The following is a 22,905-nucleotide window of genomic DNA, read 5'->3' as shown; positions in this document are numbered from 1 at the left end:
GGAGGATACATATTATGGCAACATTAACTATCAGCGCCGAGGACGAGAAGAAGGTAAAAGCAAGAGGATTTTTGAGCAACAAGGGAACGGACAATTTTTCCGGACGTATCATCACCATCAACGGAAAAATCACAGCAGAGCAGCAGAAGGTTATCGGTGAGGCCGCAGAGAAGTTCGGCAACGGGATTGTAACCTTTACCACACGTCTGACCATTGAGGTACAGGGCATTCCTTATGACAAGATTGACGACTTCTGCGAGTACATCGCAAAGGCCGGCCTGGTAACAGGCGGAACCGGCTCCAAGGTGCGTCCGGTAGTGGCATGTAAAGGAACTACCTGCCAGTACGGTCTTCTGGATTCCTTCGAGCTTTCCGAGGAGATCCATCACAGATTCTACGAGGGCTACCGTCAGGTACTGCTTCCCCACAAGTTTAAAATCGCCGTGGGCGGATGTCCCAACAACTGTGTAAAGCCGGATTTGAATGACCTTGGCATCATCGGACAGCGGATTCCAAACTACGAGGAGGACGACTGCAACGGCTGCAAGAAGTGCGGCGTGGAGAAGGCCTGTCCCGTAAATGCTGCAAAGATGGTGGACGGCGTAATGGAGATTGACAAGGATATCTGCAACAACTGCGGACGCTGTATCGGGAAATGTCCTTTCGACTGTATTGAGGACGGAACCTACGGCTATAAAATCTACATCGGTGGACGCTGGGGCAAGAAAGTGGCTCAGGGTCAGGCTCTTTCTAAGGTATTTACCGATAAAGAAGAGGCCCTTTCCGTAATCGAGAAAGCGATTCTTCTGTTCCGTGAGCAGGGACAGACCGGGGAGCGCTTTGCAAAGACCATTGAGCGTCTGGGCTTTGAGAATGTGGAGAAGCAGCTTCTCTCCAATGACATTCTCGATAGAAAGCAGGAGATCCTGGATGCGAAGCTTCATCTGACAGGCGGAGCAACCTGTTAATTGGGGAACAAAAACTATTTACGAAAGAAATAGAGGGAGAGAAATACTAATGAATAAAAAGAAAACAGGTGCCGTCATCCTCTGTCTTGTCATTGGATGGCTGGCAACTCTTTCTACGGACTGGCAGTCCGCATGGTTTCACCGCACGGTTATGGGTGGTCCCATGGTAGCGCTTCTGGTATCCATGATTGCCTGCAACCTGCTCCCAAGTCTTCATAAGGATTTTAAGGCGGGAACTACCTTTGCAAGCAAGAAGTTTTTGAATTGGGGAATTATTCTTACCGGTGCTACCTTGAGCTTTGCGGATATCCTGGGAACAGGTGTAAAAGCATTGCCGCTGATTTTGTTCAATATCTGTCTTTCTTTTACCATCGCTCTGTTGGTGGGAAAGAAGATTGGTGTAAGCAAGAATACCTCTGTACTGGTAGGCGGCGGAACCTGCATCTGCGGCGGAACGGCTATTGCCACCCTGTCACGGATCATCAAGGCACTGGAGGAGGAGATCGCCTTTGCCATGGCAGCCATCTTTCTGTTTGATACCCTGGCGGCGTTCAGCTATCCCTATTTGAGCGGGGCTTTGGGACTGACGGACAATCAGTTCGCATTTCTGGCCGGAACTGCCATCAATGACACTTCCTCCGTGGCCGGAGCACAGGCGACCTATGTGGCCATGAACGGCCTGGGAGACTGGAGCGGCGCTTTGAATGTAAAGCTTGTCCGGACCACCATGCTGATTTTTGTGGCGCTGGTATGGACGATTATTATGGCGAAAGAAGCAAAGCAGAACGGTGAGAGTGGGCAGAATGATTCCCTGCTGAACGTTGTAAAGAAGACATTTCCTATGTTCATTCTCTGGTTTGTAGTGATGGCCGGACTGAACACCTTCGGGGTATTTGGCTTTGATGTGCCGGGGCTTGGCATGTCGGCAACGGGCCTTCTCGGAAAGCTTGCGAAATTCCTCTTTGCATCGGCACTGGCAGGTGTGGGCTTCAAGATTAAGTTCAAGGATGTATTTTCCAAGGGCATCAAGCCCATCACATTAGGCGGCATAACCTGGGCGTGTGTGGCGGCCTGTTCACTTGCCTTTGTATTCCTGTTTTCGGGATACATCGGATAAAAATGCTTCTGGACAGTGGGAAATTTTTTTGATATGATACGTGTATGATACAAAAGCAGTTTGCGAAAGCAGGCTGCTTTTGCTATATATTACGGAACTGGAACAGAGGGACAGGATATGGATCGCATGGACAAAAGGATACTAAGACATTTGAAGGAAAATTCCAGGCAGACAGCTTCACGAATCAGTCAGAACATACATTTGTCCGTATCGGCGGTGATTGAGCGGATACGAAAGCTGGAGCGTACTGGGATCATTCAAAAATATACGGTGATTCTGGATGAAAGGCAATTGGGGAATACCCTTACGGCCTTTGTGGTCCTTAGGCTTTCTCATTTCAAATATCACGAACCCTTTGAAAGGGAGGTTCTTGCCTATGAGGATATCTGCGAATGCCACGCCATTGCCGGAGATATGGATTATCTGATGAAAATTGTGACAAATTCCACCTCAAGCCTGGAATTGATTCACCAGGATTTGCGCAGGATGCCGGGGGTATCCGGAATAAAGACATTGTATGTGCTGTCTACCATTAAGAATGAATATTCTGTATTACCCTCTTAAGAGAAGTCCGAGAAAATGGCAGTACTTTATAAAAAAATTATAAAATATTTTCTTGTGCTTGACAGAAATGGTTCGGGGGCTTATGCTCCTTAATAATAGATTTATTCCTGGCTTACAGGGGAACAAAAGAAGGAGAACACGCATGAATCTGAATCGAGAGACCATGAAGAAGCTGATGCTTCTGATTGCTTTTACCATATTGCTGCTGGTGGGTGTCCAGAGACTGGACGCAGTCTTCGGGGCGCTGCGGTTTTTGTGGGGAATCGGCTTCCCCTTTGCGCTGGGAGGAGCCATTGCTTTTATCTTAAATGTGCCTATGACGGCTTTGGAAAACTGGCTGTTTCCGGAAAAAAGGACCAGGAAGAGCAGCCTGCAAAGGAAGCTTGCCCGTCCTTTGAGCATGGTTATTGCCATACTGCTGGTCCTTGGCGTTATTTCACTGGTGATCTTTGTGGTGGTTCCGGAACTTGGCACTACGGTGGTTGGACTGGGGGCCAGTGTGGAGGCATTTCTTCCGAGAGCACAGGAGTGGCTTGAAGAGATCTTCCGGAATAACGATCAGGTTGTGACCTGGATTGAGGGTCTGGAGATGAATTGGGAGAAGGCCGTGGAGACTGCCTGGAATTTCTTCCGCAGCGGCGCAGGCAGTGTGCTGTCCTCCACAATGACGGTGGCAAGGACCATTATCAGTGCAGTGACCAATTTCTTCATCGGCTTTGTGTTTGCCTGCTATGTGCTGCTTCAGAAGGAGAAGCTGGGGGAGCAGTGCCGGAAACTTCTGAAGGCGGTTTTTCCGAAAAAGCAAGTGGATTATATTCTTCATGTGTGCTTCTTAAGCCACCGCACCTTTTCCAGCTTTATCACCGGACAGTGTATGGAGGCGGTGATTCTGGGGGCTATGTTTTTTGTGGCTATGAGCCTTTTGCGCTTCCCCTATGCCTTACTGGTGGGGGTTCTGGTGGCATTTACGGCGCTGATTCCTATTTTCGGCGCATTCATCGGCTGTGTGGTGGGAGCTTTCTTGATTTTGATGGTGAATCCGGCCCAGGCACTGGGATTTATTGTGCTGTTCCAGGTGCTTCAGCAGATTGAGGGAAATCTTATCTATCCCCGTGTGGTGGGGAACTCCGTGGGGCTGCCGGCTATCTGGGTATTGGTTGCCGTGACCGTAGGCGGTAATCTGATGGGAATCTTAGGCATGCTGATTTTTATTCCCATTGTTTCCGTGGTCTATGCGCTTCTTCGGGAGTGGATGTATGGGCGGTTGGAGAAAAAGAAGGAATTATCCTCATAGAGAAAGAAAGCTTTATCCGGAACTTCTGTTTTGATGGGGTTTTCTTTTTTGCATAAGTGTGCTACACTAGCAGTTATCAGGTCAAATGCTTGAGTGAACATCCATTTCTCTGGTCAGCGGACCATGGGATGTGCAGCCGCAGCATTTGGCTTCTTGTTCGCAGAAGCAGACGAATATAGAGAAAGAAGGAATTTTGTGAGAGAGATTAGGATTGGTGCCTATTATCGGCATTTTAAGGATGGACTGTACCAGGTGACGGCCATTGCCACCCACTCGGAGACAGGGGAGCAGATGGTGGTATACCAGGACCAGTACGGAGACGAGAAGGTCTGGGTCCGGCCTTATGAGATGTTTGTAAGTGAAGTGGATCACGAAAAGTATCCGGACGTGACACAGAAGTACCGATTTGAGGAGGTGGAGGAGCCTACGGAGGTGAATCCGATGCTGCTGCGCTTTCTGGATACGGAGACCTACCGGGATAAGCTGGAGCTTTTTCAGTCCTGGGCAGGCTATGAGGACGACAATCTGTTTGAAAGCATTGCCGCTTCCCTGGACATTGGCCTTGCGGCCGGCAGCGTCCAGGATAAATACCGTCAGATTTTAAACTGTCTGAAAACGATGGAGCATTTTGAGACGGATCGGTTTCGTTAAAATCGGCAAAACCGGAATAAAAAAACAGCAGTACCCGGCAATGCCCGGAGGAATTTGCGAGCACATGCCCTTGTGGCTGGAAATCCTTCCTGATGGCAGTGTGCCGTATAGCGCTGTTGAATTTAAATGGAGAGAGTACGAATGAATATTGTGATAATTGGGGACGGCAAGGTGGGACATAAGCTTGCCACACAGCTTACGGTCGAACGTTATGATGTAACCCTGATTGATGTGAGGGAAAGGCGTCTGAAGGATACAATCAATGAACTGGATGTTTCCTGTATTGTGGGCGATGGGGCCAGCGCAGAGATTCAGATGGAGGCGGACGTGCAGGGAGCGGATCTGGTAATTGCCTGTGCATCCACCGATGAAATGAATATGCTCTGCTGCTTATTGGCCAAAAGATTAGGAGCCAAGCAGACCATTGCCCGGGTACGCAATCCTGTCTATTATCAGCAGATTCATTTATTTAAGGATGAACTGAAGCTGAGCATGGCAGTTAACCCGGAGCTTGTTCTTGCCGGGGAGATTTCCAGAGTCCTGATCTTCCCATCGGCAGCCAAGGTGGAGACCTTTGCGAAGGGCCGCGTGGAGCTGGTGGAGGCGTCCGTCAATGAGAGGAATCCCATGGCTGGGTTGTCTTTCCGTGAATTTTATGAGAAATATCAGATCAAGATGCTGGTCTGTGCTGTCCAGCGGGGCGGAGAAGTTTATATTCCGGACGGAAGCTTTGTTCCAAGGCAGGGAGATAAGATCAATATTGCGGCTTCCCATAAAGAGATCGAAAAATTCTTCAAATTCGTAGGCGGTCTGCGGGGCCGTGTGAAAAATGTCCTTATCTGCGGCGGAGGAAAGACGGCTTATTATCTGTCTTTGAAGCTGCTGTCTTTAGGAATGAATGTAAAGATTATTGAACGGGACGGGGCTCGCTGCGGAGAACTGTGTGAGCTTCTGCCCAAGGCGACCATCATCCATGGCAATGCGACGGATCATGAGCTTCTGGAAGAGGAAGGCATCGATCATGTAGACGGATTTGTGGCCCTCACCGGCATGGACGAGGAAAATATCATTATGTCCATGTACGCTAAGACGAAGAATGTGTCCAAGATTATCACCAAGGTGAATGATGAGGCACTGCAGCATATGGTGGATGAGCTTGGCATGGAGAGCGTAGTTTCGGCAAAAAATGTAACGGCTAATTTGATTATGAGCTATGTGCGGGCTATGAAGAACTCCATGGGCAGCGCCAATATTGAGACTGTATATCAGCTCATCAACGGCAGAGTGGAGGCTCTGGAGTTCCAGATTCGGGAGGCGGCCAAATATACGGGGATTCCGCTAAAGGATTTGACCTTAAAGGAGAATCATTTGGTGGCATGTATTGTACGAAAGCGGCAGATCATTATTCCGGGCGGCAATGACACACTGGAAGTAGGCGACAGCGTCGTGGTTGTAACCATGAGCCAGGGCCTGGAGGATCTGGAGGAGATTCTGAAGCGATGAATTACAGTATGATTCGATTTATTCTGGGAAGAATGCTGAGAATTGAAGGTTTGGTGCTGATGATTCCGGCTTTTGTGTCCCTGCTCTATCAGGAGCACAGCGGCCTTACTTTTGTGCTTACGGCGGCTTTTTTGATGGCTCTGTCCCTTCTCCTTGGGAAAAGGCCGAAAAATATGGTGTTTTATGCAAAGGAAGGCTTTATTATCGTGGCTTTGGCCTGGATTTTATGGTCTGCTTTTGGAGCATTGCCCTTTGTGCTGTCCGGAGCGATTCCTCATTTTGTGGATGCATTTTTTGAAACGGTTTCGGGATTTACGACTACAGGTTCCACCATCCTGCAGGATATTGAGGCGCTTCCAAAGGGAATTAACTTTTGGCGCTGCTTAACGCACTGGATCGGCGGCATGGGTGTGCTGGTTTTTGTTATGGCAGTGATTCCTCTGGGAAATAAGGGAGCTATGTTCCTGATGCGTGCGGAGATGCCGGGACCCACCTGTGATAAGCTGGTGCCCAAAAGCAGAGGTACGGCAAAGATTCTCTACGGCATGTATATTTTTCTTTCCTGCGTGGAGATTGTGCTGCTTCTGGCAGGGGGGATGAATCTGTACAATGCGGTGATTCATACCTTCAGTACGGCAGGAACCGGCGGCTTTTCCAGTATGAACGCAAGTATTGCGGCTTTTGACAGTGCATACATTGACGGTGTGATTACCGTATTTATGCTGCTGTTCGGCGTGAATTTTAACTTATATTATCTGCTTCTTTTGAAGAACGTGAAGGCAGTAATGAAGAGTGAGGAGCTGCGTGCTTATCTGGGAGTGGTGGTGGCGGCTACGGCAGTGATTACCATCAATATTTTGAACCTCTATGAGACGCCCCTTCGGGCTTTGCGCTTTGCAGCTTTTCAGGTGGCATCGGTGATTACCACAACCGGTTTTGTGACGGCTAATTTTGAGCTTTGGCCGGAGCTTTCCAAGATGGTAATTCTGCTTTTGATGATTATCGGCGCCTGCGCCGGCTCTACGGACGGCGGTATGAAGGTGTCCCGAATTTTGATTTTGGCAAAGACCATCAATAAGGAGATTCGCCAGATTCTGCATCCAAAGTCCGTGAATGTGGTGAAGATGGATGGAAAGAGGGTGCCGGGAGAGAGTATTCATGGCGTATATGTGTATCTCATCTGCTATCTGGTGATTTTGGCAGGTTCTATTTTGCTGGTAGCCTTTGATAATTTTGATTTTACAACGAATTTTACAGCGGTGCTCACAACCCTGAATAATGTGGGACCCGGTCTTGCAAATGTGGGGCCTATTGAGAATTTTTCGCAGTTTTCTTATTTTTCCAAGGTGGTTTTGAGCGTGGATATGCTGGTGGGACGTCTTGAGATCCTGCCGATCCTGATGCTGTTTGCGCCGCAGGTATGGAGAAAGAAGTTTTAAGGAGCAAGTATAGAAAGTATATGAAAGAACATAATAGATTAACGGCAGAGGAAAACCGTGCCTTTTATCGAATGGCGATTGCCCTTGTAATTCCCATGGCTTTGCAGAATCTGATTAATGTAGGCGTGACGACTGCCGATGTGGTGATGTTGGGGAAAGTAGGAGAGACTGCGCTTTCCGGAGCTTCTCTGGCTGGTCAGGTTCAGTTTATTATGAACCTGATCTTTTTCGGACTGACATCCGGCGCTTCGGTTTTGACGGCCCAGTATTGGGGAAAGCAGGATGTTCGTACCATTGAGAAGGTATTTGGGATATCTCTGTGTGCTGCAATGGGGATAGGCATTGTGTTTTTTGGGGCGGCCCAGGCATTTCCCAGGGAGCTTATGTACGCTTTTACTACGGAAGAGCCGGTGATACAAGAAGGAATTTCTTATCTGCGTATTGTGTCCTGGTCTTATCTTCCGGTGGCCTTTACCATGATTTATCTGAATCTGATGCGCAGTGTTGAGCGGGTGGTAGTTGCCACCTGGACGTATTTCATTTCTCTGATTATCAATATCATTGGCAATGGAATTTTGATCTTCGGCATGTTTGGAGTTCCTGCAATGGGCGTCTGCGGTGCGGCCTATGCAACCTTGTTTGCCAGAATTATGGAGCTGGTGATTGTGGTGCTGTACATAAACTGGAAGGGCAATCCTATCTCTCTCCATCTGCGGGATTTTGTAAAATTTGACCGATATTTATTAAAGGATTTTGTGGTATTTTCCTCCCCGGTAGTGGCCAATGAGCTTATGTGGGGACTGGGCATGTCTGTCAATGCGGCTATTATCGGTCATTTGGGAAGTGCGGCCGTGGCTGCCAATTCCGTAGCCCAGGTATCCCGGCAGCTGATTATGGTGATAGGATTCGGCCTGTCTGCCGCCACCTCCATTATGATTGGAAAAGTAATTGGGGAACAGAAGCTTAGGCTGGCGGAGGCTTATGCCCGAAAGTTTATATGGCTCAGTGTAGGAATTACACTGGCTGCGTCCTTGAGCTTGTTTTTCTTAAGAGGATGGATAGCCGGAAGCATGACAATCTCAGATCAGGCAAAGGATTATCTGCTGTTTATGCTTTTTGTGGTGTGCTATTATGCTGTCTTCCAGTCTTACAACACTACGATGATTGTAGGCGTGTTCCGGGCCGGGGGAGATACACGGATTGGATTTTTCGTGGATGTAATTGGCATGTGGTGCTTTTCCATTTTCCTGGGGGCTATTGCTGCATTTTGGCTGCACTGGGGCGTGAAGGCGGTATTTGTGGTGCTGCTGTCGGATGAGATTGTAAAGATTCCTATTACCACATGGCGGTACCGGAAGAAGCTGTGGCTTCGAAATATAACGAGGGAATTGGAAAATTAAAAGTTAAATATGTTAAATAGGAGGACGATAAATATGTCAGAAAAAGGATGCAATAACAGCAGCTGTGATAAGTCAAGCTGTGAGGGATGCCCCAGTAAACAGGGGCCTGCAAGCTTTCAGGTGGATGCCAACGAGTATAGCTGTATTCGCCGGGTGATCGGTGTGGTCAGCGGCAAGGGCGGCGTGGGAAAGTCTATGGTAACGGCTTCCCTGGCAAACCGGCTTGCGGCAAAGGGCTATAAGGTGGGAATCCTGGATGCGGATATTACAGGGCCTTCCATTCCGAAGATGTATGGTGTTCATGGTCCGGCAGAAGCAACGGAGGATGGCAAAATCACACCCTGCTATACGGAGAACGGAATTGCGCTTATGTCCATCAACCTTCTGCTTCCCGATGAGACAGCACCGGTTATCTGGAGAGGTCCCATCATTGCCAATGTGGTGAAGCAGTTCTGGACAGATGTAATCTGGGGCGATCTGGATTTTCTGCTGGTTGACATGCCGCCGGGAACGGGAGATGTGCCCCTGACCGTATTCCAGTCGCTTCCGGTGAATGAGATTGTTATGGTAACCTCACCTCAGGATCTGGTTCAGCTGATAGTAAGAAAAGCCCTGAGCATGGCGGAGCAGATGAATATTCCAGTAAAGGGAATCATTGAAAATTATTCCTATTTTAAATGTCCGGACTGCGGTAAGGAGATTCAGCTGTTTGGCAAGAGTCATATTGATGAAGAGGCGGCAAAGCTGGACTTAAAGGTACTCGGCAAAATGCCTGTGGAGCCGGCTTTTGCGGAGGCTGCGGACAGGGGAGAGTTCCATAGGGTGGAAAATCCATATCTGGATGTGGATTTTGAGTAAATTCGGGCCAATCGCTTTGCTGATTGATTGAGAGCCAATATGGAATCAATGTGATTAACTCTTAAGCTTTGGAGCCTTATGGATTTTTTAGGCTTAAGTGGATGATACGGATATAGGCACGAAAGGGAAATTATTTCTAAGGGGGATACGAAAGTGAAGAGGATTTTGGCAGCGGCAACGGCAGTTTGCCTGATGCTGGGATGCCTGGCAGGATACATTTTTCTATTCTTCTCTTGCGCCCTATCAAATCAGGGAAGCGAATCTGGAAGATGCCCTGACTTACTTGGACTATTTGAAAAATACTGTGATTCCTGCGGTAGAGGGGAAGTTTGGTGAAGATTCTTTCAAAAATACTTCACAGTTAACCCAGGAGGACTACTATGCATCAAACCTAACGGTTACTGTAGATGAGGAATTGACATTACAGGATGAAGCTTCTTCCCAGGAGACAGAGGAGGGTGAACCCGAGGCTATTGAGATAGAGGGGAAGAAAGTCATTGCTTTATATCGGAATCTTCAAGGAGAGGAGTTTGATGACTCACCTCCCTCCCTGCGGTTGATAGGCGATTTTATGCTGGAACTTCCTGAGGAGGAATACCCTGCAACGGCAGAGGAGGCCGACTATTATCTGGTTTTAACTGCAAATTATGAGGAGGGCGGATTCTATCAGAACTCAGATGGAAGTGAAACTGCTATTCGGGAGATTAACTCCAGTACCTCTGTAGACTTATATGAGGCAGGGGCAGATGTTCTGAGTTATATATACCACCATATCAACGAGCCGGAAAGCTATGTGTCTCTGATGGATCATTTGTCCGGAAAGAGTGAAATTGCGATTGATGAGCCGGTGACTCTGGCAGGATGGGAGATTACCTGCCATTCGGCTGAGATTGTAAAAGAATTTGAGGATAATTGGTATGTTTATACGGCAAATGACGGCTGTCAGTTTGTCAAGGGGAAATTTACAATCACCAACAAAGGCATGGAAAAGGATATATTCCTGCCAATGGTTTATTACGTTGGAGAAGATCCCCTTGTGCAGGTGACAGATGAGGGACATGAGAATTTTTATGACTGTGTCAATGCCATGACCTACAGCCCGTGTCTGAATAATACATCGCTGGAACCGGGAGAATCGAAGGATGGGGAGCTGTTCTTTGAGATACCGGATGAACTGGCACAGGGAGAAGCACCTCTTTACATAGCGGTTTCATTGGGGAACAGAATGGGATATTATCCGTTGAGCTGATAGAGAAATTTTATATTTTAATAAAAGGGCCGTATGCAGGCCCTTTTTTGGGCTTGCCATTTACCAAAAAAAGAAGTTATTAAGAAAAAAATGGAAAAATATGAGCGTAATTTTTTTGCTCTTGCCATTGCCAAATTTCCGGATCTATTGTATAGTTAGATAGAAAAATTTTACAAGGGGGAATGTGTTATATGGAAAAGACCGCAGGTCAAAAACTGATACTTGGAATTCAGCATGTTCTGGCAATGTTTGGAGCCACGGTGCTCGTACCGGCGTTGACAGGACTGAATACTTCGATCACATTATTTTGCGCAGGGCTTGGAACTCTTTTATTCCATTGGATTACAAAGAGGAAAGTACCTGTTTTTTTAGGCTCCAGTTTTGCTTTTATCGGTGGTATTTGTGCGATTCTGGGAGATTCCCGTATGGGAGATGCTGATTATTTGGATAAACTGGCATCTGTTAAGGGAGCGCTGATCGTGGCAGGATTGGTGTATGCCGTGTTTGCGGGTCTGATTAAGCTGGTGGGGTATGAAAAGGTAAATAAGCTTTTGCCGCCTATTGTGACCGGGCCGATTATTATTGTTATTGGCCTGCGCCTTTCCGGTTCCGCTATTAATTCCGCATTTTACTGGAATGGGGAATTTAGTATGAAAGCAGTTCTGGTGACTGTGGTGGTATTGGCTGCCGTTATCTGTATATCGGTGTTTGCCAAAGGGATTTATAATCTGATGCCCATCCTTTTTGCAATTATTGTGGGCTATCTGGTATGCATTCCTATGGGATTTATTGATATGACACCCATGAAGGAGGCACATGCCCTTTCTTTTCTGGATCGGAACATCATGGATCAGGTTTTGTGTATGCCGGCTTTTAAGGCAGATGCAATTCTGGCGATAGCGCCTATTGCCCTGGTAACATTGATTGAGCATGTGGGGGACATTACCACCAACAGTGCGGTGGTAGGAAAGAACTTTATGATAGATCCAGGGATCCACCGGACTATCTTAGGCGATGGTGTTGCAACGGCTGTGGCGGGTCTTTTGGGCGGACCGGCAAATACTACATATGGAGAGAATACGGGAGTGCTGGCCGTAACAAAGAATTACGATCCGCTGGTAATCCGGATTGCGGCGGTATTCGCCATTATTCTGGGACTTTTCGGAAAGATAGGGGGAATTATTACCAGTATTCCGGGACCGGTGACAGGGGGAATCAGCATTGTACTTTATGGCATGATTTCTTCCGTAGGTGTGCGGATTCTTATTAATTCCCGTTTGAACTTTGGTAACAGCCGGAATCTGATGATTGCAGCTTTGATCTTCGTGCTGGGAATAGGCTGTGACAGTATTCCTGTAGCGGGAACGGTTACTATCTCCGGACTGGCGCTGGCGGCAGTGGTTGGAATGGTTTTGGCTGCGATTCTGCCGGTTGGGAAGGATGATGTGATTGAAGTACCATAGGGTGGGGGATGAGAAGCCCTTTTCCATGTACCGGAGTCTTCCGTAAGCGGATAAAAATTTGTTAAAAAGTAAAGCCGATTGGTATACATATAAGGGACTGGAATATGGCGGATAAAGTTTTTCTGTATATTCCCAGTCCTTTAAATTGCTATAAAATAATAAAATTTTCTCTGTTTTCTACTTGTAACAAGTCTCCTTGTGTGATACAATAATAAAACAAATGTTCGGAACAAATGTTTGAAAATAAGGGGAGAGATGGATGCAGATTCGAGTGCCAGAGAAGCTTACACTGATGGAGAAGCTGAATATTTTGTCGGATGCGGCCAAATATGATGTAGCCTGTACCTCCAGCGGTACAGAACGGGGAAATACGGGAAAAGGTGTGGGAAATTGCACGGAAGCAGGGATTTGCCATAGCTTTTCTGCAGATGGCAGGTGCATTTCCCTTTTGAAGATACTTTTTACCAATGAATGCATTTACAATTGCCGTTACTGCCTGAACCGGGCTTCCAATGATGTTCCCAGGGCAGCGTTTACTCCTCAGGAGGTCTGTGATCTGGTAATGGGATTTTATCGGCGGAATTATATCGAAGGGCTGTTTTTGAGCTCCGGTATTTTGAAAAGCCCAAGCTATACTATGGAGCTGCTGTATCGGACCTTGTATAAGCTGCGCCATGAATATGGCTTTGGAGGTTATATCCATGTGAAAGCCATTCCGGGATCAGATTCCCGGCTCATTGAGCAGACCGGTTATCTGGCAGATCGCATGAGTGTGAATCTGGAGCTTCCTACAGCGGAGGGCCTGCGGCTCCTTGCCCCCAATAAGTCACGGGCACGAATTCTCACCCCCATGCGCCAGGTTCAGAACCGTATGGAAGAGAATCGGAATGAGCTGGCCCTTTATCGCAATGCGCCAAGGTTTGTTCCTGCCGGACAGTCTACCCAGATGATTATCGGCGCTACGCCGGAGAATGACTTTCAGATTGTATCTGTGGCAGAATCTTTGTATCAGAAGTTTGAACTAAAAAGGGTATTTTATTCTGCCTTTGTACGGGTGAATGAGGACAGTATGCTTCCGGCGCTGCCCGGCGGCCCGCCCCTTCTAAGGGAGCATCGTTTGTATCAGGCAGACTGGCTGCTGCGATATTATGGATTTCACGCTTCAGAGTTGCTTTCAGAGGATAAGCCTAACTTTAATGTGCTGTTAGATCCCAAGTGTGACTGGGCCCTGGGCCATTTGGAACAATTTCCGGTAGAGGTTAACAGAGCCGATTATATGACTCTTCTTAGAGTACCGGGAATTGGCGTGCGTTCCGCACAGAGGATAGTGAAAGCAAGACGGCTGGAAAGTTTGGATTTTCCGGATTTGAAGCGGATGGGTGTAGTGTTAAAGCGTGCGCTCTATTTTATAACCTGCCAGGGTCGGACCATGTATCCGATTCGGATAGAGGAAGACTTTATTACACGCAATCTGCTGGATGTAAAGGAGCGACTGCCATTAGGAATTGGGGAACAGGTGACTTATCGGCAATTATCCCTGTTTGATGATCAGAATTTTTCCTGCCAATCAGGTACAGGGTTTGAGAGTAAATCCCCAAATTTATCAGCATAACACAATCATAATGGAGGAGAAAGCGGATGACTACGATATTTTGGTGTGAGGACAGCCTGGACGGAATACTGACAGGTATCTATGATGCTTGGGACAGCCGCCTGGGACATAAGAATGTGCGTCTGAAAACAGATGCCGCAGACAGCCTGGAGCTGTTCTGTGAATATCGTCAGGTGAAGACAGGTGCCCTTAAGGCAGAAAAGGTACTGCGCACAATTCGTCAGAAGCTTGGGGAGGAAGCATTTGAGGCAGTCTGCTATGCAGCAGCCTGTACGGACAGCAAAAGGGCGGATGCCATCTATCGAATGGTAGTACTGGGGCTTCATATGATGAACGGGCATCAGGTAGTCAACTGTCTTCAGGATCCTGACGTTTCCTTAGTGATGAGACTTCGTACCAAGGCATGGCACGAGGCTCACCGTTATATGGGATTTGTACGCTTTGAGGAGCTGGAAAATGGGGTGCTTTACAGCACGATTGAACCGGCATATGCAGTTCTGCCCCTTTTGGCCCCTCATTTTTCGGACCGGTTTCAGCAGGAAAATTGGGTGATTCATGATAAAAAGCGCAGCGTCATGGCAGTGCATCCCAAAGGCTCCCTTTGGGTGCTGGCAGATGCCAAGGAGCTTAATCCGGATTATCTGATGTGCCGCTCCGGGCAGGAAAAGGAGTTTCAGGAGCTGTGGAAGCTCTTTTGCAAAACCATTGCCATTGAAGAACGGAGGAATCCAAGATGTCAGCAGGGCCTTCTGCCGCTGCGGTTCCGATCCTGCATGACAGAGTTTCGGCAGGAACGGGATGAGCTTGGAGGAAAACAGGGGGAGAAATAAGCAGAGAGGATAAAGTCAGATGATTTCTTATGAAGTAATACGCAGCAGACGCCGGACATTGGCGCTTCAAGTGACCAGAGAGGGGAAAGTGCTTGTACGGGCGCCTCTTCGCTATCCTGTGCAGGAAATTGCGGCATTTGTACAGCGCCATGAGACGTGGCTTGAAAAAAAGCTTTTGGAGGTGAATAATCATCAAAGCCTTCTGCCCACACCTTCTTTGGAAGAGGAGCAGGCTTACCGGGAACAGGCACGAAGAGTGCTGGCAGAAAAGACAGCCTATTATGCGGACAGGATGGGTGTTACTTATGGGCGCATCTCTATCCGGGGGCAGAAGACCAGATGGGGAAGCTGCAGTGCCAGAGGAAATTTGAATTATAATTGGAGATTGATGCTTTGTCCGGACGAGGTTCAGGACTATGTGGTGGTGCATGAACTGGCCCACCGGAAGGAAATGAATCATTCCAAAGCATTTTACCGAATTGTGGAGCAGATACTTCCGGACTATCGGGAATGTATGCAATGGCTGAAAGCGCATTCCTGAGAGCTTCTTCACTTTGTCTGAAGGATTCCTTAATTTTACAAAATAGACATAGTTTTTTATAAAAGTTCTTTTGACATGTCTTTGAAATCATAGTACACTTATATCTATGGTCAACAGTATAGGTTTGCTGTGGCTCATTATATGAATAACATCCATGAAAGGGTGCAGGGAAAGAGTTTCAGACAGGAGAAAGAAAATGGGAGATATTCCGGTAATAAAAGCTGCGCTTTTAGGCGCAGGTACAGTGGGCGGGGGAGTCTATGAGATTCTGAAGCGCCAGAAAGAAGAAATGCCCAAAAAGCTGGGAGTCTTTGTGGAGATTACAAAGATCCTGGTGCGTGATAAAGGGAAAAAGCGGGAGGGATTGGATTCTGCCCTGTTGACGGAGGATTGGAAAGAGATTTCGGAAGATCCAAAGATTCAAATTGTGATTGAGTTAATGGGTGGTATCGAGCCGGCTCGGACTTATATTTTAGAAGCTCTGCAGGCAGGAAAGCATGTGGTGACAGCCAATAAGGACCTGCTGGCAGACTATGGCCGGGAGCTTTTGGATACGGCCCGGGAGCATGGCTGCGATTTGATGTTTGAGGCAGCAGTGGCAGGAGGGATTCCCATTATACGTCCTCTGAAGCAATGTCTGGCAGCCAATTATATCACTGAGGTTATGGGGATTGTAAACGGAACAACCAATTACATACTAACACGAATGACTCAGGACAAGATGGAATTCTCAGATGCGCTGGCGCTGGCTGCGGAGCTGGGCTATGCGGAGGCTGACCCGACGGCGGATGTGGAAGGATATGATGCAGGGCGGAAGGTAGCGATTATGGCTTCCATTGCTTTCAATTCCCGGGTGACCTTTGCGGATGTATTTACAGAGGGGATTACGAAGATTACAGCGGCGGACATTGCCTATGCAGATGAACTGAACATGGTGATTAAGCTTCTGGGAGTGGCAAAAAACGGTGAGGACGGCATAGAAGCAGGGGTCTATCCTATGCTGATTCCCAAGGAACATCCGCTGGCATCGGTTCAGGATGCGTTTAATGCTGTTTTTGTACACGGGGATGCGGTGGATGACGCAATGTTTTTAGGACGCGGCGCCGGCAGATTCCCAACGGGCAGTGCAGTGGCAGGCGATATCTTTGAGATTGTCCGGAATATTCAGGCAGGAAGTACAGGAAGACTCGGCTGCACCTGTTATAAGAATCTGTGTGTGAAGTCGGCGGATGAGACAAGTCATCGGTATTTTCTGCGCCTGCAGGTAGAAGATCGTCCAGGCGTTCTAGCCGGGATTGCTTCGGTGTTTGGCAATAATAATGTGAGTATTGCTCAAGTGATTCAAAAAAATAAACGTGGTGAACTGGCTGAGCTTGCTGTCATTACGGAACAAGTATTGGAGCGCCATTTCAAAGATTCGCTTCTGGTGCTTGGTGAGATGTCTATGATCAAAGAAATTTCCACGATTTTGCGTGTATATGCATAGAGAGAAGGAACGAAGTATCCGGTTCTGCTTATGGGGAAAGCAGAATTGGATGCTTTCGCCCCATGGAGAGGAAAAGAATATGGAGAAGGTATTGACACTATTGGATTCTGCAATCATTTTTGCAACAAAGGCCCATTCGGGAATGATGCGCAAGGGAACGAATGTACCCTATATTGTCCATCCCATTGAGGTGGCAGCGATTGTGTCTACGATGACAGATGACGAAGAAGTGATTGCAGCGGCAGTTCTGCATGATGTTCTGGAGGATACTGAGGCTACGGAACAGGATCTCCTTGCGCACTTTGGACGCAGAATAACAGAGCTGGTTATGGGGGAAAGTGAGAATAAACGAAGAAATTTTCCGGCGTCTCTTACATGGAAAATACGCAAACAGGAGACGATTACATTTCTGGAGACAGAGGCGGATACGGATGCAAAGATGCTGGCGCTGGCAGACAAGCTTTCCAATCTACGGGCAATTCACCGGGATGTGTGCATTATCGGAGATACGGTATGGGAGCGCTTTAATGTGAAGAATAAAAAGATGCATGAGTGGATGTACCGCTCAATTGCGGAAGCTTTAAGAGAGCTGGAAGAGTATCCGACATGGCAGGAATATAACTATTTGGTACAGGCTGTCTTTGGATGAATGTGAAAAACGGCTTGACAAATTTGTGAAAAAAGGATAATCTGCTACAGGAAATATAGTTGACAGTAAATTATGCATAAGTGCTGCATAAAGCTAAAAGCTGGATGGCAGCGAAAGAGGAGGAGCAAAATGAAATCTTACCGGGAAATGAGCAGGGAAGAGCTTCTGGATCTAAAGGAGGAGCTGGAGACAAGATACCAGGAGGTACAGGCGCAGAATCTGCATCTGGATATGTCCAGAGGAAAACCCAGTGCGGAGCAGTTGGATATTTCCATGGGAATGATGGATGTCCTGCACAGTGGTGTGGATTTGAAGGATTCGGAGGGGGTAGACTGCCGGAATTATGGTGTGCTGGATGGCGTGAAAGAGGCAAAGGAGCTTCTTGGCCAGATGTCGGAGGTATCTCCGGATAAAATGATTATCTATGGCAATTCCAGCCTGAACGTAATGTACGATACGGTAGCCCGTGCTATGACTCACGGTATCATGGGACATGCACCTTGGTGCAAGCAGGAGCAAGTAAAGTTCTTATGCCCGGTTCCCGGATATGATCGTCATTTTGCTATCACGGAATATTTTGGTATAGAGATGATAAATGTTCCCATGACACCGGAAGGGCCGGACATGGATCTGGTGGAGAAGCTGGTAAGCAGTGATCCGGCAATCAAGGGAATCTGGTGTGTGCCTAAGTATTCCAATCCTCAGGGAATTACCTATTCGGATGAAACGGTCCGCCGTTTTGCCAATCTGAAGCCGGCTGCGGAGGATTTCCGTATCTTTTGGGACAATGCTTATTGCGTGCATCATTTATATGATGATCACCAGGATTTTTTGCTGGAGATTCTGGACGAGTGTGAGAAGGCGGGGAATCCGGACATTGTTTACAAATTCTGCTCCACTTCAAAAATCAGCTTTCCGGGATCCGGTGTGGCCTGCATAGCCACATCGCCCAACAACCTGAAAGACATTAAGAAGCAGCTTACCATTCAGACCATCGGTCATGATAAGGTAAATCAGCTTCGGCATGTGAGATTTTTCAAAGATATAGACGGCATCCATGAGCATATGCGCAAGCATGCGGCAATTATGCGTCCGAAGTTTGAGGCTGTCCTTAATACTCTGGAACGTGAGCTTTCCGGTTTGGAGATTGGAAGCTGGATACGTCCGAGAGGCGGCTACTTTATCTCTTTTGATGCTATGGAGGGCTGTGCTAAGGCTATTGTTGCAAAATGCAAAGAAGCTGGCGTAGTAATGACCGGAGCAGGAGCGACCTATCCCTATGGGAAAGACCCCATGGACAGCAATATTCGTATCGCCCCGTCCTTCCCGACCAAGGAAGAACTGGCGGTGGCAACGGATCTGTTTGTACTCTGTGTGAAGCTGGCTAGTGTGGAGAAGCTTTTGGAAGTATAGAGATTGGCATACTGCCATAAATCAAAGACGATAGTGGTGAATGGGCATTGAATAGTGAAAGGACATGACGGAATAAGCGATGGTTTACATTCTGTCATGTCCTTTATTTTTATATGCAAGAATCTAATGCCGGCACATGGGCAATTTACTAGCCGAGAAGCAGAAAATAAGCAAGAACCAGGATGCCTAAGACAATTCGATAATAACCAAAGGCTTTAAAATCATTCTTCCGAATATATCCCATCAAAAATCGAATGGCAAGTATAGATACCACAAAAGCAGTAACCATGCCAACTGCTAAAATCCCAATCTCTGTGCCTGTAAAATCGAAGCCGAATTTTACCAGTTTCAGAAGACTTGCGCCAAACATAACCGGAATTCCCAAAAAGAAGCTGAACTCCGCAGCTATGGGCCGCGCAAGCCCCAGGAGCATAGCACCTAAAATTGTAGCTCCGGATCGGGAAGTGCCGGGTATCAGCGCCAATACCTGAAAAGCTCCAATAAAGAAAGCCATAGAAAAGCTTAACTGACGGAAGTTCTGCACCACAGGTTTTCTGCCCCGGTTCCGATTCTCAATCACAATAAATAAAACTCCATACACAATCAGAGTAATTGCCACTGTCTGATAATTATAGAACAGGGCATCAATCTTATCATCAAAAGGAATTCCAATAATCGCTGCCGGAAGAACTGCAGCCAAAACCTTGAACCACAGTGACCAGGTTTCCTTTTTGATCCAGCCGTTCTTCGGCGTCGTAAAGGGCCACAGCTTTCCAAAATAGAGCACAACCACAGCCAGAATCGCTCCAAGCTGAATGACAACACGGAACATCTCCATAAAATCCGCACTCACATTTAAATGAACCAGTTCCTCAATCAAAATCATATGCCCGGTACTGCTGATAGGAAGCCACTCTGTAATTCCCTCCACAATACCCAGAAGAAGCACCTTTAACCATTCAAAAACATTCATACTAAAAACCTCATTTCTTTTTTATAACCCATATGCAAAAAACTGCATACGTTTTTTTCTGCGATGTTAAAATACACTAGACTATCCGTCTTAGTATACCACACCCAAATATAAAGTCAACGAACAACCCGAGAAATAAAAGTCCTAATACAGCAGCAAAAACATGCAAAACCAACCACAGGAGGGAAATAGGTACTCCACAGGCGTGTTAGCGAAGCGGAGCAGGGGGAGTACCTATTTCCCTCCTGCGGCGTCCGCATTTCTCATACTTTAATTCACATCCTGCCCAAAGCCGTCCCATCTGTAAATATAAGACGAAAATTTATGCATGAAATGTTCAAATTTATACATTTTTTCTCTTGTAATTTATAAAAATAATGTTAAAATGGTTTAATAGGCTATCAACCCATAGCCTTATCTATATGTGTGAAAGCAGATTGCTTTCATAATAACTTATTATAAAGTTTGGGAGGAAAGAACATGAAAAAATTAATCGCACTTTTATTAGCGGGAGCTATGTGTGCATCCATGGCAGCATGCGGCTCCAAGACAGAAGAGCCGGCAGCACCCGCTGAGGCAGAGGCGCCTGCAGAAGACGCAGAAGCTCCGGCAGAGGATGCGGATGCACCGGATGGGACAGAGGCTCCGGCAGAAATCGGAGAATTTACCACAGTAACAGAGGGCATCCTGACCATGGGAACAAATGCAGCATTCCCGCCCTATGAGTTCTATGACGGAGACGACATCGTGGGAATCGATGCGGAGATCGCAGGACTTCTGGCAGAGAAGCTGGGGCTGACTCTGGAGATTATGGATATGGATTTTTCAACTATCGTAACTTCCGTACAGACCGGCGGAGTTGATATTGGACTGGCAGGCATGACGGTTACGGAAGAGCGTCTTGAGAACGTGAACTTTACCGATTCCTACGCAACCGGCGTTCAGGTCATTATTGTAAAAGAGGATTCCGAAATCGCATCTGCGGATGATCTGGAGGGCAAGCTGATTGGCGTTCAGGAGGGAACTACAGGATATGAGTATTGCTCAGAGGATTATGGCGAGGAGAATGTACTGGCTTACACCAACGGTGCAACGGCAGTACAGAACCTGGTACAGGGAGCTGTGGACTGTGTGGTTATTGACGAGCAGCCTGCTCTTAGTTTTGTAGAAGCCAATGAGGGATTGAAGATCCTGGATACAGAGTATGTAATCGAGGACTATGCGGCCGCCGTATCAAAAGAGAATACGGCATTATTGGATGCGCTGAACGCAGCGCTGAAAGAGTTGCAGGAAGACGGCTCTATTCAGGAAATCCTGGATAAGTACATCAAAGCTGAATAAGAAGAGCATCAGGGGGATGTCTCAGAGAAGACATCCCCTTTTTCCGTTGTTTTACCAAAAGGAGAAAGGGGGCCGGGGGACGCATGGAAGCATGGTGGCAAGGCGTACAGAAGGGCTTTTATCAGACATTTATATTGAAAGATAATTATATGTATTTTGTAAAGGGGATCCGGATCACGCTTCTGGTGACTGTGCTTGCCCTGGTTTTAGGCTTGGTGCTTGGCGTGCTGGTGGCGGTTATCCGTTCCGCACACGATCAGCAGCCGGAGAACCGGAGAGGGATTCTTCTGCGGATTTTCAATGGAATCTGTAAGCTTTACCTGACAGTAGTCCGGGGGACGCCTATGATGGTACAGCTATTGATCATGTGGTTCGTTATTTGGCCGGTTCTGTTTCCGGGCGCTACACGGGCCACGGACGGAAACCTGATTCGCTGCGCAGTGCTGGCTTTCGGAGTAAATTCCGGCGCTTATGTGGCGGAAATTGTCCGCTCCGGCATTATGTCCATTGACAAGGGCCAGATGGAAGCCGGTCGTTCTCTTGGATTGACTTATGTGAGTACCATGCGTCATGTCATTATTCCCCAAGCCTTTAAAAACGTACTTCCGGCTCTGGGAAATGAGCTGATTACGCTGCTTAAGGAGACCTCGATTGTAACGGTAATCGGGTTAAAGGATTTGACCAAGGGTGCCATGATTATACAGGCCAATACCTATCAGGCATTGGTTCCCTTTATCGCCATAGCTGTCATGTATCTGGTGATGGTCCTGTTCCTGAGCTGGCTTTTGGGTAAGATGGAGAGGAGGCTGAGAAAAAGTGATATACGTTAAGGATTTATCAAAAACCTTTGGGGATAACAAGGTAATTTCCCATATCGATGCTCATATTGAGCAGGGAGAAAAGGTTGTAATCGTTGGACCCTCAGGCTCCGGAAAATCCACTTTTCTCCGCTGCCTCAATCTTCTGGAGCAGCCCACCGGCGGAACCATTACTTTTGACGGGGAAGAGATTACCTCCCCTCATGTGGACATCAATAAGGTGCGCCGCCATATGGGTATGGTGTTTCAGCATTTTAATTTATTTGCCAATCTGACTGTTAAGAAAAATATTATGCTGGCGCCTGTGCAGCAGAAGCTTATGACAAAAGCACAGGCAGAGGAAGAAGCTATGCGTCTTCTTAAGCTGGTGAATCTGGAGGATAAAGCAGATGTTTATCCTATCCAGCTTTCCGGCGGACAGAAGCAGCGAATTGCTATTGTGCGTTCCCTTGCTATGAAACCCAAGGTCATGCTTTTTGACGAGCCAACCTCCGCCCTGGATCCGGAGATGGTGGGAGAGGTTCTGGAGTTGATGAAGCAGCTTGCCAGGGACGGTATGACTATGGTGGTTGTAACCCATGAGATGGGCTTTGCCAGAGAGGTGGGCACTCGAGTGGTGTTCATGGACGAGGGGGTTATTAAGGAAGAAAATACACCCCAGGAATTTTTCGAGCATCCCAAGGATCCCAGGCTTCAGGACTTTTTATCAAAAATTTTGTAATTTTTAATATTTATG

The 22,905-nt window shown here is 47.4% G+C and carries 21 protein-coding genes; 20 read left to right on the top strand and 1 reads right to left on the bottom strand.

What is annotated here, in order from left to right:
• The first annotated feature begins 14 nt into the window (after positions 1 to 14).
• From VSQ61_RS18665 to VSQ61_RS18585, 17 genes are all read left to right on the top strand, one after another.
• Positions 15 to 968, top strand: coding sequence for a ferredoxin-like domain-containing protein (locus tag VSQ61_RS18665; protein ID WP_334345901.1), 954 nt, complete (start codon positions 15 to 17; stop codon positions 966 to 968).
• Between the two features lie 49 nt (positions 969 to 1,017).
• A complete protein-coding gene (locus tag VSQ61_RS18660) occupies positions 1,018 to 2,085 on the top strand; it encodes a YeiH family protein (RefSeq protein WP_334345900.1) in 1,068 nt (355 codons plus the stop codon).
• A gap of 126 nt (positions 2,086 to 2,211) precedes the next feature.
• On the top strand, positions 2,212 to 2,649 hold the full coding sequence (locus tag VSQ61_RS18655; protein WP_334345899.1) for an Lrp/AsnC family transcriptional regulator: 438 nt from the start codon (positions 2,212 to 2,214) through the stop codon (positions 2,647 to 2,649).
• Between the two features lie 142 nt (positions 2,650 to 2,791).
• A complete protein-coding gene (locus tag VSQ61_RS18650) occupies positions 2,792 to 3,943 on the top strand; it encodes an AI-2E family transporter (RefSeq protein WP_334345898.1) in 1,152 nt (383 codons plus the stop codon).
• Between the two features lie 195 nt (positions 3,944 to 4,138).
• Complete coding sequence (locus VSQ61_RS18645; protein WP_334345897.1) at positions 4,139 to 4,594, top strand: DUF1653 domain-containing protein; 456 nt, start codon at positions 4,139 to 4,141, stop codon at positions 4,592 to 4,594.
• 141 nt (positions 4,595 to 4,735) lie between these two features.
• The gene (gene trkA, locus VSQ61_RS18640; protein ID WP_334345896.1) at positions 4,736 to 6,097 is read left to right on the top strand and encodes a Trk system potassium transporter TrkA; all 1,362 of its coding nucleotides are present in this window, start codon (positions 4,736 to 4,738) and stop codon (positions 6,095 to 6,097) included.
• Positions 6,094 to 7,536, top strand: a complete 1,443-nt coding sequence (locus VSQ61_RS18635) for a TrkH family potassium uptake protein (protein ID WP_334345895.1) — start codon at positions 6,094 to 6,096, stop codon at positions 7,534 to 7,536. The genes trkA and VSQ61_RS18635 overlap by 4 nt, the downstream gene beginning before the upstream one ends.
• Positions 7,537 to 7,556: 20 nt before the next feature.
• Positions 7,557 to 8,936: an MATE family efflux transporter gene (locus VSQ61_RS18630; protein WP_334345894.1), complete on the top strand. Its 1,380-nt coding sequence runs from the start codon at positions 7,557 to 7,559 to the stop codon at positions 8,934 to 8,936.
• A 33-nt stretch (positions 8,937 to 8,969) separates the two neighbouring features.
• Positions 8,970 to 9,794 (top strand): P-loop NTPase, encoded by an 825-nt coding sequence (locus tag VSQ61_RS18625; protein WP_334345893.1) that lies wholly within the window; start codon positions 8,970 to 8,972, stop codon positions 9,792 to 9,794.
• 283 nt (positions 9,795 to 10,077) lie between these two features.
• The gene (locus VSQ61_RS18620) at positions 10,078 to 11,043 is read left to right on the top strand and encodes a hypothetical protein (RefSeq protein WP_334345892.1); all 966 of its coding nucleotides are present in this window, start codon (positions 10,078 to 10,080) and stop codon (positions 11,041 to 11,043) included.
• Positions 11,044 to 11,234: 191 nt separating this feature from the next.
• Positions 11,235 to 12,506, top strand: coding sequence for a uracil-xanthine permease family protein (locus VSQ61_RS18615; protein WP_334345891.1), 1,272 nt, complete (start codon positions 11,235 to 11,237; stop codon positions 12,504 to 12,506).
• 259 nt (positions 12,507 to 12,765) lie between these two features.
• Positions 12,766 to 14,118: a putative DNA modification/repair radical SAM protein gene (locus VSQ61_RS18610; RefSeq protein ID WP_334345890.1), complete on the top strand. Its 1,353-nt coding sequence runs from the start codon at positions 12,766 to 12,768 to the stop codon at positions 14,116 to 14,118.
• Positions 14,119 to 14,144: 26 nt separating this feature from the next.
• Positions 14,145 to 14,948: a TIGR03915 family putative DNA repair protein gene (locus VSQ61_RS18605; RefSeq protein WP_334345889.1), complete on the top strand. Its 804-nt coding sequence runs from the start codon at positions 14,145 to 14,147 to the stop codon at positions 14,946 to 14,948.
• Positions 14,949 to 14,967: 19 nt separating this feature from the next.
• Positions 14,968 to 15,489 carry a M48 family metallopeptidase gene (locus VSQ61_RS18600; RefSeq protein WP_334345888.1) on the top strand — a complete coding sequence of 174 codons (522 nt, stop codon included), beginning with the start codon at positions 14,968 to 14,970 and terminating at the stop codon, positions 15,487 to 15,489.
• A gap of 196 nt (positions 15,490 to 15,685) precedes the next feature.
• Positions 15,686 to 16,975 carry a homoserine dehydrogenase gene (locus VSQ61_RS18595; protein WP_334345887.1) on the top strand — a complete coding sequence of 430 codons (1,290 nt, stop codon included), beginning with the start codon at positions 15,686 to 15,688 and terminating at the stop codon, positions 16,973 to 16,975.
• Positions 16,976 to 17,054: 79 nt separating this feature from the next.
• A complete protein-coding gene (locus tag VSQ61_RS18590) occupies positions 17,055 to 17,624 on the top strand; it encodes an HD domain-containing protein (RefSeq protein WP_334345886.1) in 570 nt (189 codons plus the stop codon).
• Between the two features lie 129 nt (positions 17,625 to 17,753).
• Complete coding sequence (locus VSQ61_RS18585) at positions 17,754 to 19,037, top strand: aspartate aminotransferase type Ic (RefSeq protein ID WP_334345885.1); 1,284 nt, start codon at positions 17,754 to 17,756, stop codon at positions 19,035 to 19,037.
• Positions 19,038 to 19,185: 148 nt separating this feature from the next.
• Here VSQ61_RS18585 and VSQ61_RS18580 read toward each other — a convergent pair whose 3' ends face one another.
• Complete coding sequence (locus VSQ61_RS18580) at positions 19,186 to 20,010, bottom strand: undecaprenyl-diphosphate phosphatase (RefSeq protein ID WP_334345884.1); 825 nt, start codon at positions 20,008 to 20,010, stop codon at positions 19,186 to 19,188.
• 480 nt (positions 20,011 to 20,490) lie between these two features.
• Here VSQ61_RS18580 and VSQ61_RS18575 point away from each other — a divergent pair, with 480 nt between their 5' ends.
• The 3 genes from VSQ61_RS18575 (at position 20,491) to VSQ61_RS18565 (ending at position 22,890) form a co-directional block, all read left to right on the top strand.
• The gene (locus VSQ61_RS18575; RefSeq protein WP_334345883.1) at positions 20,491 to 21,351 is read left to right on the top strand and encodes an ABC transporter substrate-binding protein; all 861 of its coding nucleotides are present in this window, start codon (positions 20,491 to 20,493) and stop codon (positions 21,349 to 21,351) included.
• Positions 21,352 to 21,434: 83 nt separating this feature from the next.
• On the top strand, positions 21,435 to 22,181 hold the full coding sequence (locus tag VSQ61_RS18570; RefSeq protein ID WP_334345882.1) for an amino acid ABC transporter permease: 747 nt from the start codon (positions 21,435 to 21,437) through the stop codon (positions 22,179 to 22,181).
• The gene (locus VSQ61_RS18565) at positions 22,168 to 22,890 is read left to right on the top strand and encodes an amino acid ABC transporter ATP-binding protein (RefSeq protein ID WP_334345881.1); all 723 of its coding nucleotides are present in this window, start codon (positions 22,168 to 22,170) and stop codon (positions 22,888 to 22,890) included. The genes VSQ61_RS18570 and VSQ61_RS18565 overlap by 14 nt, the downstream gene beginning before the upstream one ends.
• The last annotated feature ends 15 nt before the right edge of the window (positions 22,891 to 22,905 follow it).

Source organism: Candidatus Merdisoma sp. JLR.KK006 (genome assembly GCF_036941035.1).
GTDB lineage: Bacteria > Bacillota > Clostridia > Lachnospirales > Lachnospiraceae > Laedolimicola.
This window is presented reverse-complemented; position numbering and strand designations above follow the sequence as displayed.

What these genes read in the sequence shown, in the direction of transcription:
- VSQ61_RS18625 (WP_334345893.1), top strand. Translation starts at nt 8,970, where the DNA reads ATGTCAGAAAAAGGATGCAATAACAGCAGCTGTGATAAGTCAAGCTGT.
- VSQ61_RS18570 (WP_334345882.1), top strand. Translation starts at nt 21,435, where the DNA reads ATGGAAGCATGGTGGCAAGGCGTACAGAAGGGCTTTTATCAGACATTT.
- VSQ61_RS18660 (WP_334345900.1), top strand. Translation starts at nt 1,018, where the DNA reads ATGAATAAAAAGAAAACAGGTGCCGTCATCCTCTGTCTTGTCATTGGA.
- VSQ61_RS18615 (WP_334345891.1), top strand. Translation starts at nt 11,235, where the DNA reads ATGGAAAAGACCGCAGGTCAAAAACTGATACTTGGAATTCAGCATGTT.
- VSQ61_RS18580 (WP_334345884.1), bottom strand. Translation starts at nt 20,010, where the DNA reads ATGAATGTTTTTGAATGGTTAAAGGTGCTTCTTCTGGGTATTGTGGAG.
- VSQ61_RS18665 (WP_334345901.1), top strand. Translation starts at nt 15, where the DNA reads ATGGCAACATTAACTATCAGCGCCGAGGACGAGAAGAAGGTAAAAGCA.
- VSQ61_RS18590 (WP_334345886.1), top strand. Translation starts at nt 17,055, where the DNA reads ATGGAGAAGGTATTGACACTATTGGATTCTGCAATCATTTTTGCAACA.
- VSQ61_RS18650 (WP_334345898.1), top strand. Translation starts at nt 2,792, where the DNA reads ATGAATCTGAATCGAGAGACCATGAAGAAGCTGATGCTTCTGATTGCT.
- VSQ61_RS18630 (WP_334345894.1), top strand. Translation starts at nt 7,557, where the DNA reads ATGAAAGAACATAATAGATTAACGGCAGAGGAAAACCGTGCCTTTTAT.
- VSQ61_RS18610 (WP_334345890.1), top strand. Translation starts at nt 12,766, where the DNA reads ATGCAGATTCGAGTGCCAGAGAAGCTTACACTGATGGAGAAGCTGAAT.
- VSQ61_RS18655 (WP_334345899.1), top strand. Translation starts at nt 2,212, where the DNA reads ATGGACAAAAGGATACTAAGACATTTGAAGGAAAATTCCAGGCAGACA.
- VSQ61_RS18585 (WP_334345885.1), top strand. Translation starts at nt 17,754, where the DNA reads ATGAAATCTTACCGGGAAATGAGCAGGGAAGAGCTTCTGGATCTAAAG.
- VSQ61_RS18605 (WP_334345889.1), top strand. Translation starts at nt 14,145, where the DNA reads ATGACTACGATATTTTGGTGTGAGGACAGCCTGGACGGAATACTGACA.
- trkA (WP_334345896.1), top strand. Translation starts at nt 4,736, where the DNA reads ATGAATATTGTGATAATTGGGGACGGCAAGGTGGGACATAAGCTTGCC.
- VSQ61_RS18595 (WP_334345887.1), top strand. Translation starts at nt 15,686, where the DNA reads ATGGGAGATATTCCGGTAATAAAAGCTGCGCTTTTAGGCGCAGGTACA.
- VSQ61_RS18635 (WP_334345895.1), top strand. Translation starts at nt 6,094, where the DNA reads ATGAATTACAGTATGATTCGATTTATTCTGGGAAGAATGCTGAGAATT.
- VSQ61_RS18575 (WP_334345883.1), top strand. Translation starts at nt 20,491, where the DNA reads ATGAAAAAATTAATCGCACTTTTATTAGCGGGAGCTATGTGTGCATCC.
- VSQ61_RS18600 (WP_334345888.1), top strand. Translation starts at nt 14,968, where the DNA reads ATGATTTCTTATGAAGTAATACGCAGCAGACGCCGGACATTGGCGCTT.